General features: G+C 56.6%; 11 protein-coding genes. 2 read left to right on the forward strand and 9 right to left on the reverse strand.

Annotated features, from left to right (window positions below; translation table 11 throughout):
- On the forward strand, positions 1 to 1442 hold a 1442-nt coding region (locus LQD11_RS12695), incomplete at its 5' end, for an ATP-binding protein (protein WP_238617873.1).
- Between the two features lie 367 nt (positions 1443 to 1809).
- On the opposite strand, the gene cysN is transcribed toward LQD11_RS12695, so the two are convergent.
- The 3 genes from cysN to LQD11_RS12710 are packed head-to-tail and all read right to left on the reverse strand — an operon-like array spanning position 1810 to position 5389.
- Positions 1810 to 3714, reverse strand: coding sequence for a sulfate adenylyltransferase subunit CysN (gene cysN, locus LQD11_RS12700; RefSeq protein WP_238617874.1), 1905 nt, complete (start codon positions 3712 to 3714; stop codon positions 1810 to 1812).
- On the reverse strand, positions 3714 to 4616 hold the full coding sequence (gene cysD / locus LQD11_RS12705) for a sulfate adenylyltransferase subunit CysD (RefSeq protein WP_238617875.1): 903 nt from the start codon (positions 4614 to 4616) through the stop codon (positions 3714 to 3716). Before cysD ends, cysN begins: the two co-directional genes overlap by 1 nt.
- Positions 4613 to 5389 (reverse strand): helix-turn-helix domain-containing protein, encoded by a 777-nt coding sequence (locus tag LQD11_RS12710; RefSeq protein ID WP_238617876.1) that lies wholly within the window; start codon positions 5387 to 5389, stop codon positions 4613 to 4615. Before LQD11_RS12710 ends, cysD begins: the two co-directional genes overlap by 4 nt.
- Positions 5390 to 5522: 133 nt before the next feature.
- Between LQD11_RS12710 and LQD11_RS12715 the strand changes: the two genes are divergently transcribed.
- The gene (locus LQD11_RS12715; RefSeq protein ID WP_238617877.1) at positions 5523 to 7250 is read left to right on the forward strand and encodes an SLC13 family permease; all 1728 of its coding nucleotides are present in this window, start codon (positions 5523 to 5525) and stop codon (positions 7248 to 7250) included.
- A 14-nt stretch (positions 7251 to 7264) separates the two neighbouring features.
- Here the strand turns inward: LQD11_RS12715 and LQD11_RS12720 are convergent, their stop codons facing one another.
- From LQD11_RS12720 to rfbA, 6 genes are all read right to left on the reverse strand, one after another.
- Complete coding sequence (locus tag LQD11_RS12720) at positions 7265 to 9562, reverse strand: glycosyltransferase family 2 protein (protein ID WP_238617878.1); 2298 nt, start codon at positions 9560 to 9562, stop codon at positions 7265 to 7267.
- 3 nt (positions 9563 to 9565) lie between these two features.
- Positions 9566 to 10525: a sulfotransferase family 2 domain-containing protein gene (locus tag LQD11_RS12725; protein WP_238617879.1), complete on the reverse strand. Its 960-nt coding sequence runs from the start codon at positions 10523 to 10525 to the stop codon at positions 9566 to 9568.
- 573 nt (positions 10526 to 11098) lie between these two features.
- On the reverse strand, positions 11099 to 11923 hold the full coding sequence (locus LQD11_RS12730; RefSeq protein ID WP_238617880.1) for an FkbM family methyltransferase: 825 nt from the start codon (positions 11921 to 11923) through the stop codon (positions 11099 to 11101).
- Positions 11924 to 11935: 12 nt separating this feature from the next.
- Positions 11936 to 12790 (reverse strand): sulfotransferase, encoded by an 855-nt coding sequence (locus LQD11_RS12735; protein ID WP_238617881.1) that lies wholly within the window; start codon positions 12788 to 12790, stop codon positions 11936 to 11938.
- Position 12791: 1 nt separating this feature from the next.
- Entirely contained in the window at positions 12792 to 16187 is a 3396-nt protein-coding gene (locus LQD11_RS12740; RefSeq protein ID WP_238617882.1) for a glycosyltransferase, read from the reverse strand.
- Positions 16188 to 16467: 280 nt separating this feature from the next.
- A complete protein-coding gene (gene rfbA / locus LQD11_RS12745; protein WP_238617883.1) occupies positions 16468 to 17352 on the reverse strand; it encodes a glucose-1-phosphate thymidylyltransferase RfbA in 885 nt (294 codons plus the stop codon).
- Positions 17353 to 17545: the final 193 nt, after the last annotated feature.

A 17545-nucleotide genomic window follows, 5' to 3' on the forward strand; every position in this document is an offset into this window, starting at 1 on the left:
ACTTCCTCTCCCGCCCCCGACGCTTTGGCAAAAGCCTGCTGCTGGACACCCTGCGCTGCCTGTTCGAGGGCCGCCAGGCACTCTTCGAGGGGCTCTACATCCACGACCGCTGGGACTGGCAGCGGACCCACCCCGTGATTCGCCTCAGCTTCGGTAGCGGCGTGATGCGCAACCGGGAGGAGCTCGACACACGGATTCGTGACCAGTTGTTCAGCGAACGGGAGCGTCTAGGGGTATCACTGCAGCGCGAGACAGACATTGCAGGAGAGTTCTCCGCGCTGATTCGCGATACCCACACCCAGTATGGCGAACGGGCGGTGGTCCTGATCGACGAGTACGACAAGCCCATCCTGGATAACATCCTGGAGCCCGAGCGTGCCCGCGAACTGCGCGAGGGGCTGAAGAACCTCTACAGCGTACTCAAGGACGCCGACCCGCACCTGCATCTGGTGCTGATCACCGGCGTCTCCAAATTCAGCAAGGTGAGCCTCTTCTCGGGGCTGAATAATCTCAACGACATCACCCTGGACAAGCCCTACGCGGACATTTGCGGTTATACAGATGAGGACGTGGATACGGTGTTCGCGGCGGAGTTACCGGGGCTGGATCGGGCTGAGATCCGGGACTGGTATAACGGCTACCGCTGGGGTGGGACGGATACGCCCTCGGTGTATAACCCCTTCGATGTGCTGCTGTTGTTGCAGAAGCGCCAGTTCGGCCCCTACTGGTTCGAAAGCGCGACGCCCACCTTCCTGGTGAACCTGCTCAAGGAACGCGGCGTCTTCACCCCCGAACTCACCGCCTGGCACAGCCGACCGGCCCTGCTCAGCCGCTTCGATGTGGACGACATCTCCACCGATGCCCTGCTGTTCCAGACCGGCTACCTCACCCTCAAGGACATCCACGAAGAAGTCCCCAACCGGCCCCTCTACAAACTGGGCCTGCCCAACCAGGAGGTGGAAATCAGCCTCAATGAGGCCCTGCTACCGGCGCTGGGCGTCAGCCATGCCGTCTTCGATGATGTGGTCATCCGCTTGCCGCGCCTGCTCAAGGCCACCGACATGGCCGGCCTTGAGGCCCACCTCAAGGCCCTTTACGCCGGCCTGCCCCACGACTGGTACCGCAACAACCCCATTGCTCAGTACGAAGGCCACTACGCCAGCGTCTTCTACAGCCACTTCGCCGCCCTGGGGGTCCAGGTCACGGTGGAAGACGCCAGCCACCACGGCAAGGTGGACATGACCGTCGACTTCGGCGGCCACCTCTACCTGTTCGAGTTCAAAGTGGTGGAGCAGCTGCCCGAAGGCAAGGCCCTGGAGCAGATCAAGGCCAAGGGCTATGCCGACAAGTACCGCGCCTCCGGCAAACCCATTCACCTGATCGGCGTGGAGTTCTCCCGCGAGCAGCGGCAGATCGTGGCATTCGATGTGGAAACGGCCTGAAGCGACAATCTCGGGCATCGCTCGCGGCCAAGGGCCGCTCCCACGGGAGCCACAGCCGCATCAGGGGCCAAGGGGCCACCCGGTGGGAACTGACCTGCCAGCGAAAAGAATGAATCCAAAGCCCCCGCCGTCATTCCCGCGAAAGCGGGAATCCAGTGGCAGACTGAAACCATGCACTGGACTCCCGCTTTCGCGGGAGTGACGGTGATGACGGGAGTGACGGTAATAAGAGAGAAGCAAGAAAAGTGGGCGTCCTATCATGTCAAGGTTCACCACGATGCGCGAGAAGCACTCGGCTTTAGCCGTGGGGAGGGTGTCACGGCAGGAGCGCGAAATCTCGCGCTCCTGTTGGGTGGGCCAAACGCGATCAGGCAATCAGCTGTCGTTCCCGCAGCAACTCGATTACCGCATCGGCTGCCTCTTCCTGGCTCAGGCGGATGGTATCAAGACGAAGATCGGGATCTTCCGGCGCTTCATAGGCGGAATCGATACCGGTGAAGTTCTTCAGCACACCACGCCGGGCTTTCTTGTAGAGCCCCTTCGGATCACGCGCTTCCGCCACATCCAGCGGGGTATCCACAAAGATCTCGATGAATTCCCCCTCTTGCATCAGCTCACGGGCCATCCGGCGTTCGCTGCGGAAGGGCGAGATGAACGCCGTCAGCACGATCAAACCGGCATCCACCATCAGCTTGGCCACTTCCGCCACCCGCCGGATATTCTCGACACGATCGGCGTCCGTGAAGCCCAGATCACGATTGAGACCATGACGCACATTATCGCCATCCAGCAGATAGGTGTGCTGACCAGCGGCATGGAGCTTCTTCTCCACCAGATTAGCGATGGTCGATTTGCCAGCCCCGGAAAGACCGGTGAACCAAAGCACCGCAGGCTTCTGACCCTTGGCCAGCGCCCGGGCCTGCTTGTCGATATCCACGTGTTGCATATGGATGTTCTGGCTGCGGCGCAGGGCAAAATGCAACATCCCCGCCCCCACGGTGTTGTGGCTCATCCGATCGATCAGGATGAAACCGCCCGTATCCGGACTATCACGATAGGCATCGAAAGCCACCGGTTTGCCCAGACTCAGAGTACAGACACCAATACCGTTCAGGTCGAGCTGTTTGGCTGCGGTATGCTCCAGGGTGTTGACGTTGACCTGGTACTTGATATCGGAAACGGTGGCCGAAACGGTCTGAGTACCCAGTTTCATCAGGTAAGGACGCCCCGGCAACAATGGCTGATCGTGCATCCACACCAGCGTGGTCTCGAACTGGTCGGCGGTTTCGGCGGGTTGATCAACACCGGAAATCACATCACCACGGGAAATATCGATCTCATCTTCCAACAACACAGTCACCGACTGCCCGGCAATGGCCTGCTCCAGATCGCCATCGTGGGTATAAATCCGCCGGACCCGGCTGGTTTTGCCAGAGGGCTGGACACGAATGGCATCCCCCGGCCTCACGGTACCGGCGGCAATCATCCCGGCAAACCCACGAAAGTCCAGATTGGGACGGTTGACCCACTGCACCGGCATGCGAAACGGCAAACGCTGCAGACGGGCCTCGTCCACTTCCACGGACTCCAGATAGCCCATCAGGGTCGGGCCGTGATACCAGGGCATATGCCCACCATGCTCGATCACGTTGTCGCCCTTGAGCGCCGACATCGGAATAAAGGTGATGTCCTCCAGGCCCAGTTGCCCGGCAAACTCACGATATTGCTCGGCAATCTCCTCGAAACGCGCCTTCGAATACTCCACCAGATCCATCTTGTTGATGGCCACCACGATATGGCGGATGCCGATCAGCGACATCAAAAAGCTGTGGCGACGGGTCTGGGTCAGGATACCGTGGCGCGCATCGACCATCAGGATGGCGGCATCCGCGGTGGAAGCGCCGGTCACCATATTACGGGTGTACTGCTCATGCCCTGGCGTGTCGGCGACGATGAACTTACGCTTGTCGGTAGAGAAAAAACGATAAGCCACATCAATGGTGATGCCCTGCTCCCGCTCGGCGGCCAGGCCATCAACCAGCAATGCAAAATCCACCTCATTGCCCTGGGTACCATACTTTTTGGAATCCGCCTCAATGGCGGCCAGTTGATCCTCGAACAACAGTTTGGACTCAAACAGCAAACGCCCGATCAGGGTGCTCTTACCGTCGTCAACACTGCCGCAGGTAATGAAGCGCAATAAACCCTTGCGCTCGTGAGCCTTCAAGTAGGCTTCGATATCGTCGGCGATCATGTCGGATGCGTGAGCCATCAGAAATACCCCTCCTGCTTTTTCTTTTCCATGGATGCGGCACTGTCATGGTCGATGACACGTCCCTGGCGTTCGGAAGTCCGGGTCAGGAGCATTTCCTGGATGATGGCTGGCAAGGTATCGGCCTCGGACTCAATGGCACCGGTGAGCGGGTAGCAGCCCAGGGTGCGGAACCGGACCTTGCGCATCATGGGCACCTCACCCGGCGCCAACGGCATGCGCCCGTCATCCACCATGATCAGGGTGCCGTCGCGCTCCACCACCGGGCGCTCGGCGGCATAGTAGAGGGGTACAATCGGGATATTCTGCAAGTAGATGTACTGCCAGATATCCAACTCTGTCCAGTTGGAAAGCGGAAAGACGCGGATGGACTCTCCCTTGTGCTTACGGGCATTGTAAAGACGCCACAACTCCGGGCGCTGGTTCTTGGGGTCCCAACGATGCTGGGCGGTGCGGAAGGAAAAGACCCTCTCCTTGGCACGGGACTTCTCCTCATCCCGCCGCGCCCCACCAAAAGCGGCATCAAAACCGTACTGATCCAACGCCTGCTTGAGGCCTTCGGTTTTCATCACATCGGTGTGGATGGCGGAGCCGTGGGTGAACGGATTGATATCCTTCTCCACCCCGTCCGGGTTGATATGCACCAACAGATCCATGCCCATCTCCCGGGCCATCTTGTCGCGAAATTCATACATGGCGCGGAATTTCCAACGGGTGTCCACATGCAGCAACGGAAACGGCGGTGGGGCCGGAGAAAACGCCTTGCGCGCCAGGTGCAGCATCACCGCGCTGTCCTTGCCCACCGAATAGAGCATCACCGGATTCTCGGTCTCGGCGACCACCTCGCGCATGATCTGGATACTCTCGGCTTCCAGTTTCTGTAAATGGGTGAGTGACGTCATGGCATCGGCCTGTTCAGCAAATGAAAATCAGGGTGTGCATCCAGCCAGCGGCGAACCTCGGGACTGAACTGGAAACAAGCACCATGGAATACCAGGGCGACCGGTTTGCCCGACGCCTGATCAAGCAGGCGCTGGAACAGTCCCAGGTAGTCACTGGCCAAGGGTGGAAAACCCAGACAGCGGGTGTACAGTACGCTCCGCTTGCCGTGTAGATAGAGCTGATAGCGCGGCAGCCCGGGGAATGGCTCGGCAGGCCTGGCAACCCGCGCACCTCCCAGCCAGACACGCCCGTCTGCCTGGTGTACCACTTCAATCACCGACTTCGCCCGCCGACGGTACCAGCGACCGGTCGAGCCGCGATGATGGGCCAAGGCCTCGGTTGTCAGTGACTCGGGCTTGAGATCCCGCGCCTGCAACCAGTGATCCACCGCACGCGCCGACACCGGATGTCCTGCCTCCGCCAATGCCTTGGCCAGATGGCGACTGCTCCACGCCGGCGCCTCACCTTCGGGCCATTCGCTCAACCTGGCCACCATCACCGCTTGGGCCGCATCATCCAGGGAGTTGCACTGCCCGGGCTTGCGACCACGAGGCCTGACCGGCACCGATTCCCACCCGCCCTCGCGAAACGCCTTCCAGGCGGCGGAAACCGTGGGTGCCGACAAGCCGGTACGCACAGCCGTCTCGGCCACGGTATGACCGTCCAGGCGTAGCCGCACCGCCTCAAGGCGACGCTCGCTCAGATTTTCGGGCGACAAATATTTAGTGATCAAGTTAATCTCAAGTCTATGTTTTATTTTTATTTTTAATAAAACAAACAGGATATTTAACCACTGGATTAGACAGCATCATAAAAGCCTGTCTAAAATCCCACAAGCCCAATGATACGCAAGGACACCCATCACCATGACCGCCTGGGTGGTGTTATTTTCGATTGCCGGCCTATTGGCAGCACTGATCTCGGGGCGGGTGCGTCCCGCTGTGGCCTTCGTCACCCTGGCGGGCGCCTACCTGCTACTCGGTGTGGTGGACACCACCACACTGCTGCGCCAATACACCAACCCGGCGCTGGCCACGCTGCTGCTGCTGCTGCTCGTATCACTGGCTCTGGAACGCAGCCCACTGCTGGACTGGCTCTCACAACGACTGCTGCACGGACGTGAGTCCACCGCCACCGCCAGGTTGATGGGGACCAGTGCACTGCTTTCGGCATTCCTCAACAATACCGCGGTGGTGGCGGCCTTTCTGGGCGCCATTTCCCGTCAGCAGCGCATCGCCCCCTCCAGGCTGCTGATCCCACTGTCCTACGCCTCAATCCTGGGCGGCGTCACCACCCTGGTGGGTACCTCCACCAACCTGGTCGTCAACTCTTTCGCCCTGGGCACCGGCGGTTTTGAACTGGGTATGTTCCAGTTCGCCCTGGTAGGTGTACCGGTGGCGCTCATCACCTTCGGCGTGCTGCTGTGGTGCGCACGCGCGCTGCCCCACCATCGCCCGGAAGACACCGAAGACAAGCTCTCCTACTTTCTCGCCGCCGACCTACAACCCGGATCAGAGATGGTGGGCAAAAGCATCGAGGAGAACCAGCTACGCAACCTGGACGGCCTTTACTTGCTGGAGATCGAGCGGGATCATCGACTGATCAGCCCGGTGGGGCCGGACGAGGTACTGCAGGAGGGAGACACCCTGGTATTCACCGGCGAAGTGAGCAAGGTCCAGGCACTGCAACGCTTTCCGGGACTCAAGCTGTTCGGTGACCAGGCCGACGACCTGCTGGCCACCAACCTAGTGGAGGTGGTGATCTCCCACGAGTCGGAACTGGCGGGACGAACTCTTCAGGAGGTGGACTTTCGCAGCATGTTCAACGCAGGCGTGGTAGGCATTCGCCGGGGCGGCAAACGGTTGGAGGGCCAGCTTGGCCAGATTCCGCTCCGGGTGGGTGACTGCCTGCTACTGGCGGTAGGCAACGACTTTCGCCAGCAACGCAACATCGACCGCAACTTCCACCTACTCAGCGGCAGCTTCAAGCGACCACAACTCAACCGCACGCAAAGCCTGCTGACACTGGGCGGCTTTGCCACGGTGATCGGCCTGGCCGCCCTGGAACTGCTCCCCCTCTTCCACGGCCTGCTGTTGCTGCTGGGTGGGCTACTGCTGGGACGGGTGCTCAGCCCCGTCGAACTCCGCCGGCGCTTCCCCTTCGAGCTATGGATGATCATTGGCTCGGCCCTGGCCATCGCCCAGGGGCTGGAACACTCGGGGGCCGCCGCCCTGATCGCCCAAGGCATACAAACCCTGTTCACCGGCCACGGTGTCTATGCGGCCTTTGTGGGCTGCTACCTACTGACCCTGCTGCTGACCGAAACCGTCACCAACAACGCCGCCGCCGCATTGGCCTTTCCCGTGGCGTGGAGCACCGCCCAGGCCTTCGGCGTCGATCCCATGCCCTTCATCATGGCCGTGGCCTACGGGGCCAGCGCCTGCTTCCTGATTCCCTACGGCTACCAGACCCACCTGATGGTCTATACACCGGGCCGTTACCGGATCAGCGACTTCCTCAAAACCGGTCTACCGGTGAGCCTGACCTATTCCGCGGGGGTGTTGTTGTTGACGCCGTGGGTGTTTCCGTTTTGAGTAAAAAACACCCACTACCGCAAGGAAAAATCCTCATGCGCCAGGGTCAGATTCGGATTATAGGCCGGATCATGATCCAGCTCCCGGCCCCAACGCCGCCTCATATAAGCTACCTCCCGTTCGGCACGACGTCGCTTCTCTGGAGTATTGTCCTCCCCCCGGGACGCTGATTCATGATGATAGGCCTCAGCATAAGGCGTCCAAAGATTCCGATACCCCGCCTCCCGTACCTTCAAGCACAGGTCCACATCGTTGAAGGCCACCGGCAGATTCTTCTCATCAAGACCGCCCACTTGATCAAAAACCTCTCGACGCACCAGCAGACAGGCAGCAGTCACCGCTGAAAGGTTCTGCACCAATTGCAAACGGTTGAAATAGCCCTGCGCATCCCCTGGCAAATGCTTGTGGCTGTGCCCGGCGACACCGCCCAAACCCAGGATCACCCCGCCATGCTGAATACGGCCATTGGGGTAATACAATTTAGCCCCCACACACCCGATCTCTGGCCGGCAGGCATGTGACACCATCTCGGTAAGCCAGTCAGCATTAATCGGCTCAATATCGTTATTGACGAGGCCGATGATATCCCCCCGCGCCTGTGTTACCGCAAAGTTGTTGATCGCCGAGTAATTGAAACGCCGATGCCACTCCAGTACCCGCACCCGGGGGTCAGCGCGCAGCTCTTCGAAATAGGCCAACGTCTGCGGGCAGCGGGACTCATTGTCCACCACCAGCACTTCGAAGTCCGGATAGTCGGTACGCTCCAGAATGGCCTCCAGGCAAGGTCGAAGGATCTCCACGCGATCCCGCGTCGGGATGATCAGGCTCACCCGAGGCGCTGAATCCGGCAGTGGCCAACGCACCCGATAACTATGGGGCACACGGCCCGGCTCCACACGGGCCGAGGGCAGCATTGCCTTCACTGCCGACGCCACGGCCCGCTGACCTGCCTCAGCGGCATAGTCCTTCGCTTGGCTGGAACCCGCCGTCGAGCCCTCCGTCACCCGCCAGTGATACAGCACCCGGGGAACATGATGAATGCGCGAAGGCGGAAGACCCCGAACGAACCGCAGCAGCAAATCATGATCCTGACTGCCTTCGTACCCTTCGCGGAATCCACCCACATCCATGAGGCGACTCCGCTCAAACACCGCTAGGTGGCAGACATAGTTATGCGAGAGCACCAGATCAGGATTCCAATCCGGCTTGAAATGCGGGTCCAGACGTTCTCCTCCCCGGATCTTGTCCTCATCACTGTAAACCAGGGCGATTTCCGGACGTGATGCAAAGACCTCCGCCATACAAAGCAGCGCCTCGGGATGCAAACGATCATCATGATCCAGAAGCGCCACATAACGCCCCCGCGCCATTTCCAGAGCAGTGTTGCTGGCTGCGGAGATATGTCCGTTCTCGCGCCGCCAGGCCACCCGAATACGGGCGTCGCGAGCCGCATAGGACCTCAGGATCCGATGCACCTCAGGCTGGGTAGACGCATCATCAGCAATGCAAAGTTCCCATCCCTGAAAATGCTGCGCCAGCACGGAATCCAGGCATTCGCTCAGCCATTGAGGCTGTGGGTCGAATACCGGCATCACGATAGAGAACAATGGCACATCTTCTGCCAAATCCGATGCGTTGCTGCTTTCCAGAGCACCTTCCACCCCCCGCAGGCGCTCACGGATCGCCGCCTTGCCAGGCTCCCTTTGGCGAGCCAACCACATGGAGTAATCCACCTGGGGACAAAAGGTCTGATCATACTGCTGCCAGGCCAGATCCCAAAACGGGACTTTCATCTCCCGAGCCTCTTCGCGCAAGTCCACCCGCACATCATCGGTTTCCCGGCCACGCCAGTTGGGGTGGGCGCTACAGATGCGCTTAAATAGTCGCTTGTGGGCAAACCATGGCGTGAGCCACACCATGCGAAATGCCTCGATGGAAAACCGCCCCACATGCCCCACAGGTCCAAACCGAAGCCGCTGGGGTCGCCGGGGAAAATACAGCAGCCGCTTGGTCACACGGCCGGACTTCACCGGCAAATAGAAGGCATGCGAATCGGAAAACCCGCCTCCATAATCCACCCAGAGCCGAACCAATAATTCATGTTGCTCGTGAGACATGCACAACTCCAGCATGTGCCACCCGGCCCAGGGAAGATCCTTGTTGATGACCATCCGCGGATCGTCCCTTAAGGAATGCCAGGCCCCCTGACCGGCCGACTCCATAGCGTGTAGCTCCGCTTCTACCCGCATCGGCTCACACAGCAAACCCAAACGACGGCGCAAACCGTCGATTTTTTCACGCCTCAACATCATCGTTCACTGGGCCTCCACGATCATGGGAACAATCGGAAAACATTGCCCCGTGTCCACTACACGACACTGCACCCGATCACCCAGCACGGCACTGCTCTTCATGGAAAACCCCACATAACCTCCCCGCGGAGGCGTTAAACGACACAACTCCGACCGGAACTCCGTCGCAGACAGCTCCCGTTCTACCTGACCATTGATCAGGATCTGCACCTTCACTGGCACATGGCTGTCATCGCCCCACCAGGCCCAGCCGGCAATACGCTGCTCATCGGCCCTCACCAGCTTGCCATGAACATAAGGCTTCCCCGCCATGAAAAGCTCACGGCGCTGATCAAACAAGGCAAGGGCATAATCGTACAGTTCAAGGTCATGGGCATTAAGGTATCTGCAGCGACTTTCGTCCCTTCCCTCAAATACATGACGTTCACCAAGTCCATTTCTTCCCTGATTATCTTCTCGCACAGGGATCTCCAGGCCAAACCGGCTCCTGAGTATCTCAAGGGTCTCGCCGTAACGCTCGGTGATACCTAGCAGGCCGATGGCCTCCAACGGGGCTCCATGAAGCATCTTTGACTGGCGGTTCTGATTATGTGCGCCTTCATAAAATACCTTAAAGGGCTTTTCATACCCATTATTGCGCACGAAATGCTGATACTCAGACATGAGGCGTTGCAACGGATGCCGCAAAAATAGCATGGTATTGGCAACGCCACACCCGGCCACAAAGCGCAGGACGGGCACGTGCCCTGCGATAACTACGGGGCTTTCATCCGACTGGATCGATTGGAAAAAATGCCAGAAATCCGCATCCTGATAAATCAGCTCAGAGACCTGACCCGAAGTATGAGGAGACTTAGCACCATAATCATAGAAAACCCGTTCCTTGCCCACAGCCTGCTCAAGGCCCAAACGAAAACTGGTACCCGCCGTCTTGGGCACATGCACAAAAAAATAGGGATTCATCAAGATTCCGATAAGTCGTAAAGAAATCGAAAAAATGAGAAGTGGAAAGATCCTCTAACTCTACACTTTCTAAATTTCCGAAACATGAAACGCATGAATTCAGTGAGAACCTCATCGAACAATAGAAACTACCATGATAGATAATTGCAATGTCAATTCGGCCGCGCCACCGTCTGCATACCGAGTAAGCGCCAATAAACCGATCCACTTGCGGCATCTGTTTTATTAACGCGGCAATCAAACAAATCACTTTATCTCGCATCTAGTTTCAGCAAAATCAGTAACTTATTGGAGGCGCGATGGATATGAATGGTCGCCGGGTTAATAGTACTACGCCCCAAACTGCAACACTACTCATTCATCAAGCGACACCCAAGCCTACTGCCGCCGACAGTGGCACTGCCAAGTCCGGTAATGGCACCTTCATCGCCAATCTGACCAGTGAAGTACGTGCGATAACATGTGCTACCCATACCAATCTATTTCTCCATAAGCCGTTTGAGTTCGGGAAGTGTCCATGAAATCCTGTCGGCAGCGTTTTTTGCTGCTGGCGTTCGCCATGTCACACGTTAATTAGATTACTTCGCATTTGTAATTCATAACCCTCTGCTCCTTCCCCTCAAACGGCACAACCTCATACCCCAGTTTTTCAAGCAAAGACAGCACCTCCCGTCTAGAATGTTCCCAAACTTCAACAATAAGTTTTGGCTTCAGACTTGTGAGTGTATTAATCATCCCATTCAAACAAGCCAACTCATGCCCCTCCACATCAATCTTAACAAGGTCCGGCTTGATATCCGGCAAAAAATCATCAATCCTCACTGTCTGAATCAATTTCTTATCAATGACATTAAAGCCCTTGTCATAAATCGAATTTCCCGTACCCAGAAAATTCTCTTCCCTATACAAGTTGATTGCCTCGATTTTCTCTTCATCAGAGGCCGCTTTATTGTGCAGTTTTACTTGCCGCTCGAGATTGTTCGCTTTAATATTGATCTTTGCTCTCTCAATGGTCCTGTCCATGGGCTCGAATAGATGTATCTCGGCCTTGGGATTGGACAAGCCCGCCAACACTGACATCAAGCCGGTATAACTGCCAATATCCAAGATTGTGTTAGCCGATTTGCACCACCCCACCCAAGTGCTAACAATCTCTTTTTCGTAAGCATCTGCTCCAAACCAGAGATATTCCCAAGCCACAACATCGTCATTGGCGTGAAACATCACAAAGTCTATATCACATGCCTGGCATTCGACAAAGCCGAAGTATTTTTTCTTATGCTTTTCAATCGAGAATTGTTTGAAATTAGCTTTACCGTTCTTGCAGTCTTCTCTAAATTGCTTAATATATGCCAAGGAGCGTTGATTCGTCTGGTTTATGCTTTTTAGTCTAGTCATAAGAAACCGCACCTATAGCTCTTGCCAATCATCATGCCAAACCCCCGCATCCCGCATCGCCTGCGCACCCCCCTTTAACTTCTCACGCATATATGCCTCCCACTCTTCCGGTATAGCAAAGCTCTTTGTCTTATTGACCTTCTTCTCAAGACTCTGCTGCACAGGCTCAATCAACTCGATCCCCAGAAAACCCTGTACCTCATCCAGCATCTTGACCGGATCAGCCCTGAAATCCTCGAAGTATAGCAACATCAATTCACTCTCATTCAGGTTATCCTTTAATCGCTGATAGTTCTCGGCATACTCGGCATTGATCCAAAAGAACGGCTTATCCAGCAATTCCTTGAAATGATCAAATCCGGCCTCCAAGGCCTCATCTTCACGGTTTACCCATTTCATGTGGAACTTGTAATGGGACCAGAGTCGCTCAAAGGGATCCCGTAGCGTGTAGATGACCTTCACCTTCTTAGCCACCTTACGTACGTTCTCCCAACCCTCTGGACCCATCTGGCAATAGAGGTTGGAGAAATCGGCGCAAAATAGCTTGTCTTTGTTCTGCGCAAACAGGCTTTCATACCAGACGTTGCTGATTTCCTTGGGGTGGGCATAATTGGCGTACCAGGTAATCTCATTCAAATGTGCAGAGAGGTACGTGGGATTGCCCTTGGCGTGCGCCTCCATCACCTGCTTGAGCTTGATGATGCGATTGCGGTGATTGAGCTGCTTTTCAATGCCCACCTTATTGGCAAAGTAGTGAATTTCCTTTTCAGGGGTAAAATATATATCCGGATGATCCTTTAGCTGCTCATAAAGCCAGGTTGTGCCAGCCTTCATAGCACCCACACTCAGGAATAAATTATCTATCATATCAATTCTCAAAATACAGTTTAGCTAATTGCCGCGTTTGCTGAAGAGCAGGTACGACTTCAGCATTATTGACTTGTCCCTTGTATCGTCTAGTGTTTTTCTCTATTTTATTAAGCAGTGTTCGCAGAGAATCTGGTGTTGTCGTTATCACATGGCCGGTAACCCCTTCCAGTATATCTTCCCCAATCCCTCCCATATCACTGGCCACCACCCAGCACCCACAAGCCGCCGCTTCACGCGTCACCAACCCAAAGCTCTCCGGCCAGGTCGAAGGCGCAAACAGCACATCGATCTTCCGGTACAAGTCAACAATCCGCTCCTGATTCACCCGCCCAATGAACGTTACTGGCACTTTGCCCCAGTAGCTTTTCTGTTCATAGCCCTCCTCCTTGGAATGATCCACTACCAAAAACTCCAGATGATCTGGCTGTGTGGTCAATACGGCTTCTTTCAGCAAGTAATAGCCCTTATGCTCGGACATACCTCCAATGTGCCCGCAGACAACCCGATCCGTATAGGTTGTATCCTTGGGTGCCCAGGGCACATCATCGGAAATGCCGTTGGGAATCACCTCGATCTCCCGGATTCCGTTTTGGCGATAGATCTCGGCAAACGCATGGGACACCGTCAGTACCTTGTGAGCCTGATGCAGCAGTTCCTTGAGATCATGCCGGCGCTCGATGGATTCTGCCAGGGAGATACCTGAAGGTAGTTCGATGGCTTCGTAGGGATCCGGGTGCCCCTGAGGATAGACCTTGCCCTGATGATCCACCAAAAATTGGAAGTCCGAGATCCACCAAGCATCGTGCACCGTCACCATGTAGGGGATGCCCGCGTCCCGAGCGGCTTCCACAACGGAGGCGGTGAGGCGCTGTACACAGTGGAAGTGCACCATGTCCGGCTGTTCCAGGGCCAGAAACTCACTGAAAAGCTTATATATTTCGGGATCTTTGGGATGCCAGTCCATGTGCTCTCGCCAGAGCGTGGTGGCACGATACACGCGCACACCCTGCTCGTGGTATACGGTCATGCGGTGTGGTGTGCGACATTCAGCGTCAGCGGTAAAAACACACAGATCAAGGTCTTCATGGTAATGCTTGCGCAGAGCCTTGAAATTGTCCGCCACCACCCGAGTAGCGCCACCGATGGACTGGGGCGGGAAGAATACGTTCACTAGCGCCACCTTGCGCCGGACGGTGGTGGGTGTAGCCATTGGCGCTAGTTGCGACACCAGGTCATCCCCCAATACCCTGGCACTGTAAGCAGTCTGCACTCGTTCCATGGCTGCGCAGGCCATGGTGCGGCGCAGTTCGGCGTTCTCGGTCAGTTGTTTCAAGGCCTGATACCAAGCCTCACTGGTAGAGGCGATAAAGGCATCCACGCCGTCTTCGATCACATCCTGGTAATTGGCAGTACCACTGACAATGGACGGCACACCCAGACAGGCCGCCTCGAACCATTTGAGTTCACTCTTGCAGTCATTGATAGGATCTTCGTGCAGCACCGCAAGGTTGATGTCGGCCTGTTCCAGCAGTGACCAGTAGCCCTGCACACTCTTGACCGGCGGCAACTGCCTGTACTGGGTGGCAAATCGGACTCGAAAGGCCTTTGGCAGGCGCAAGTAGCCAACGACCACCAGCCGAGCCTTCGGATGCTGAGATAGTATCCGCTCAATAGCAGGCAGGGCCAGTTCGATGAAATCGCTGTTGTGGGCCTGAGTACCACTGCCATAGAAAATATCGATGGTCTGCTTGAGGGTGTTGTCCTGGGTACAAAACCGGTTGAGATGGTCCAGCCCGTTGCGGTGCAACAGACACTGCTGCTCTATCACCAACGGCGCCAAGCGGTTCCTTAGTGGCTCGGTCGAAGCGATACCCTGGCGGCACAACCGCGCGGCTGCGTTGAAAAACGCCATACCTCGGGTCAGTTCCCGGTAGGTGTCCAGATTGACGTACCCGCCGTAGGTCTCAATGGGTGGTGGATAAATGGGATCAAACAGTAAGTCATCGATTTCGTACAGGCTGAGCTTACCCGTGGCATTGACCTGAGCAATGGCCTTTATGATCTTCGGCACAGCTGGCACGCGGTAGAAAATGACAATATCATGGAGCGCCAGCGCGTTGGGATGCTGTTCCAGTTCCATCCAGTCAATGGCAGTGACGGTCTTGCCCACAGCTTCCAGTTGCTCGATCTTCTGTGTGATGCGATAGCGTACGCACTGCGGAACGTGGTAATCACCGATGATGAGGATCTTGTCCACGTTCAGATGCCCAAGAGGGGGCAAGGCAGGAATGGTCAGCGGATCTGAGCTTGCTGGACCACCAAAATAAGGTAGGTAGGTACGATAGAGCATGCGGGCATAGTGGTTGACCTTTTCAACCAGCCGCTCACGATCCTCCAGATCAACATACACCATGCACCGAGGATAGAGGGATGCCCAGATCTGCTCGGCAACGTCGTCAAGTCGATCGAGTTGATGGGTAAACTGGGGAAAACGGACCCGGGATTCCATCAAGCTTTCCAGTGCCTCGGCATGGCGTTCCAGTTTCACCAGACAACTGGCACGGTGCAAATACACCCAGCAATGTGCATTGGGCTTGGTTGCGGCCAGATTGTAATACCTCAACGCCAAGCTGTACTGCTGTCGATCCAGATGAATATTACCCAATAATTCAAGTGCTTGGGCGGACTGCTCGAACACCAGCGCGGCCTTCAGCAGTGCCTGGCCTTTTTCGGGGTTGCCTTTGACCAAGTGATGCTTCGCCAGCGCCAGGTAGGCCTCATGGGTGTCATGGTCATTATCCGACAGCGCCAGAGGAGTGATATTTTGTCCGAGAAAGGTGTCCAAGACGACTTGAGGATCAAGTTCAACCCCACGACCAGCGGTGCGCTCCAGGATCTCACGCAGTGAAAAGCGTGCGGGCAGAACCGACAGCGGCAAGCTGTGGATTTTGGCCCAAGCAGCCAGTGAGGGGGTGCGCCCTTCGGCCTTGCCATGCCGCCGATAATGGGCTTCCGCCTGGGCCTGGGTGGTAACACCGTTGGTTTTAAGGTCGGGGTACAGAGTCAGATAGAAGTCTGCATCTACCTCTGTGGGCGCGTCAGGTTCTGTGGTTGGGGGCTTGGAGGCCAATTGCGGATCCCCCGCTGCGTGAGAAGCCGAGGCGAAGCGCCCTTCCTGATAACCATGGGTATGCCAGTGCTGGATCAGTGCCTGATCTGTCAGTCCCTCCAGATCTGGGTAGGTATCTCTATAGTATTGCAAATCCAGATGGATCCTATGGGACGGCCCTTTGCGATCACCATGACAGTCGACCTGATGGCTGAAGGGTCCAACGATGCTTTTCCTTCTCAAAAAATTAGAAATCTTCCTTTTTTTCATACCGTTCGAACCCATCAGTTTCAATTTCCTCATCATCCGAAAGATTGTATATATACTGTGAATGCTCAGAGCCTTGAATCAGAACCCGGCTTCCAGCCCTTCGCATTGGTGGCTCCCATTCAGCGCCCGCAGCCAATAATCGAGGTTCTCCAAGTATCAGTCCACATTCCTGCACGAGCCACTCTCGAAGACCTCTCGCGAGATTCAGCCCTATTCGCGTCGGATCTTTTCAGTATCGATGACACTACCCCGGTCATGACCGGAGCAGTCAGTGATGAGAAAGGTGTTGTGCGATTCAGTCACAGCGGCGCTCATGCAGGCATTGCAGCAGGTACTGGCCGTAGCCGGTCTTTTTCAGGGCTTGGCCGGCAGCCTCCATGGCCTGATCGCTGATAAAACCCTTTTCCCAGGCGATCTCCTCCAGGCAGGCGATCTTGAGTCCTTGGCGGTGTTCCACGGTCTGGATGTACTGGGAGGCCTCAATGAGGCTGTCGTGGGTACCGGTGTCCAGCCAAGCGAAACCACGCCCCAGCCGCTCCACATGAAGTTGGCCCTGCTGCAAGTAGACGTTATTCACGCAGGTGATCTCCAATTCCCCGCGAGCAGAGGGCTGGATGTCCCGGGCGATGCTCACCACTTGGTTATCGTAAAAGTACAGCCCGGTCACGGCATAGTGGGAGCGGGGGCGCGCGGGTTTTTCCTCGATAGACAGGGCGCGACCGGCGTCGTCGAATTCCACCACGCCAAAACGTTCCGGATCCTTCACCTGATAACCGAAGACAGTGGCCCCCTCTTCCCGCCAGCTGGCCTGCTTGAGCTGGTCGCTGAAGTGCTGGCCGTGGAAGATATTGTCTCCCAGGATGAGGGTGACCGGGTCGGTGCCGATGAAGTCGGTACCGATGAGAAAGGCCTGGGCCAGCCCGTCGGGGCTAGGCTGCTCGGCGTACTGGATATTGAGGCCCAGATAGCTGCCGTCTGCGAAGAGATCCTGGTACTGGGGCAGGTCTCGGGGGGTGGAGATGATGAGGATATCCCGGATCCCGGCGAGCATGAGCACCGAGAGGGGGTAGTAGATCATAGGCTTGTCGTAGATCGGCAACAGTTGCTTGGACACGGCCCGGGTGATGGGATACAGGCGGGTGCCGGAACCGCCGGCGAGAATGATTCCTTTGCGTGACATCTCATGTCTCTTGGGGGTGGATGACTTCTCTTACGCGCGGCTTCTTGCCGGATGAGCGTGAGTCTAAGCACAGCGCATCGTAAACGATACACTACCGAGATGAGAAATGGCCATGGGTGGCTGTTCGCGACCGAGGGCCGCTCCCTCGGGGTTTTCAAGAATGACGTGCTTCCATGACGGGAGGCCTGGGGGT

Source organism: Ectothiorhodospira shaposhnikovii, from assembly GCF_022227765.1.
In the GTDB taxonomy this organism is placed as follows: Bacteria; Pseudomonadota; Gammaproteobacteria; order Ectothiorhodospirales; family Ectothiorhodospiraceae; genus Ectothiorhodospira.

Coding starts and splice junctions, on each gene's coding strand:
- cysN (WP_238617874.1), bottom strand. CDS start 3,714: ATGGCTCACGCATCCGACATGATCGCCGACGATATCGAAGCCTACTTG.
- cysD (WP_238617875.1), bottom strand. CDS start 4,616: ATGACGTCACTCACCCATTTACAGAAACTGGAAGCCGAGAGTATCCAG.
- LQD11_RS12715 (WP_238617877.1), top strand. CDS start 5,523: ATGACCGCCTGGGTGGTGTTATTTTCGATTGCCGGCCTATTGGCAGCA.
- LQD11_RS12720 (WP_238617878.1), bottom strand. CDS start 9,562: ATGATGTTGAGGCGTGAAAAAATCGACGGTTTGCGCCGTCGTTTGGGT.
- LQD11_RS12725 (WP_238617879.1), bottom strand. CDS start 10,525: ATGAATCCCTATTTTTTTGTGCATGTGCCCAAGACGGCGGGTACCAGT.
- LQD11_RS12730 (WP_238617880.1), bottom strand. CDS start 11,923: ATGACTAGACTAAAAAGCATAAACCAGACGAATCAACGCTCCTTGGCA.
- LQD11_RS12735 (WP_238617881.1), bottom strand. CDS start 12,790: ATGATAGATAATTTATTCCTGAGTGTGGGTGCTATGAAGGCTGGCACA.
- LQD11_RS12740 (WP_238617882.1), bottom strand. CDS start 16,187: ATGGGTTCGAACGGTATGAAAAAAAGGAAGATTTCTAATTTTTTGAGA.
- rfbA (WP_238617883.1), bottom strand. CDS start 17,352: ATGTCACGCAAAGGAATCATTCTCGCCGGCGGTTCCGGCACCCGCCTG.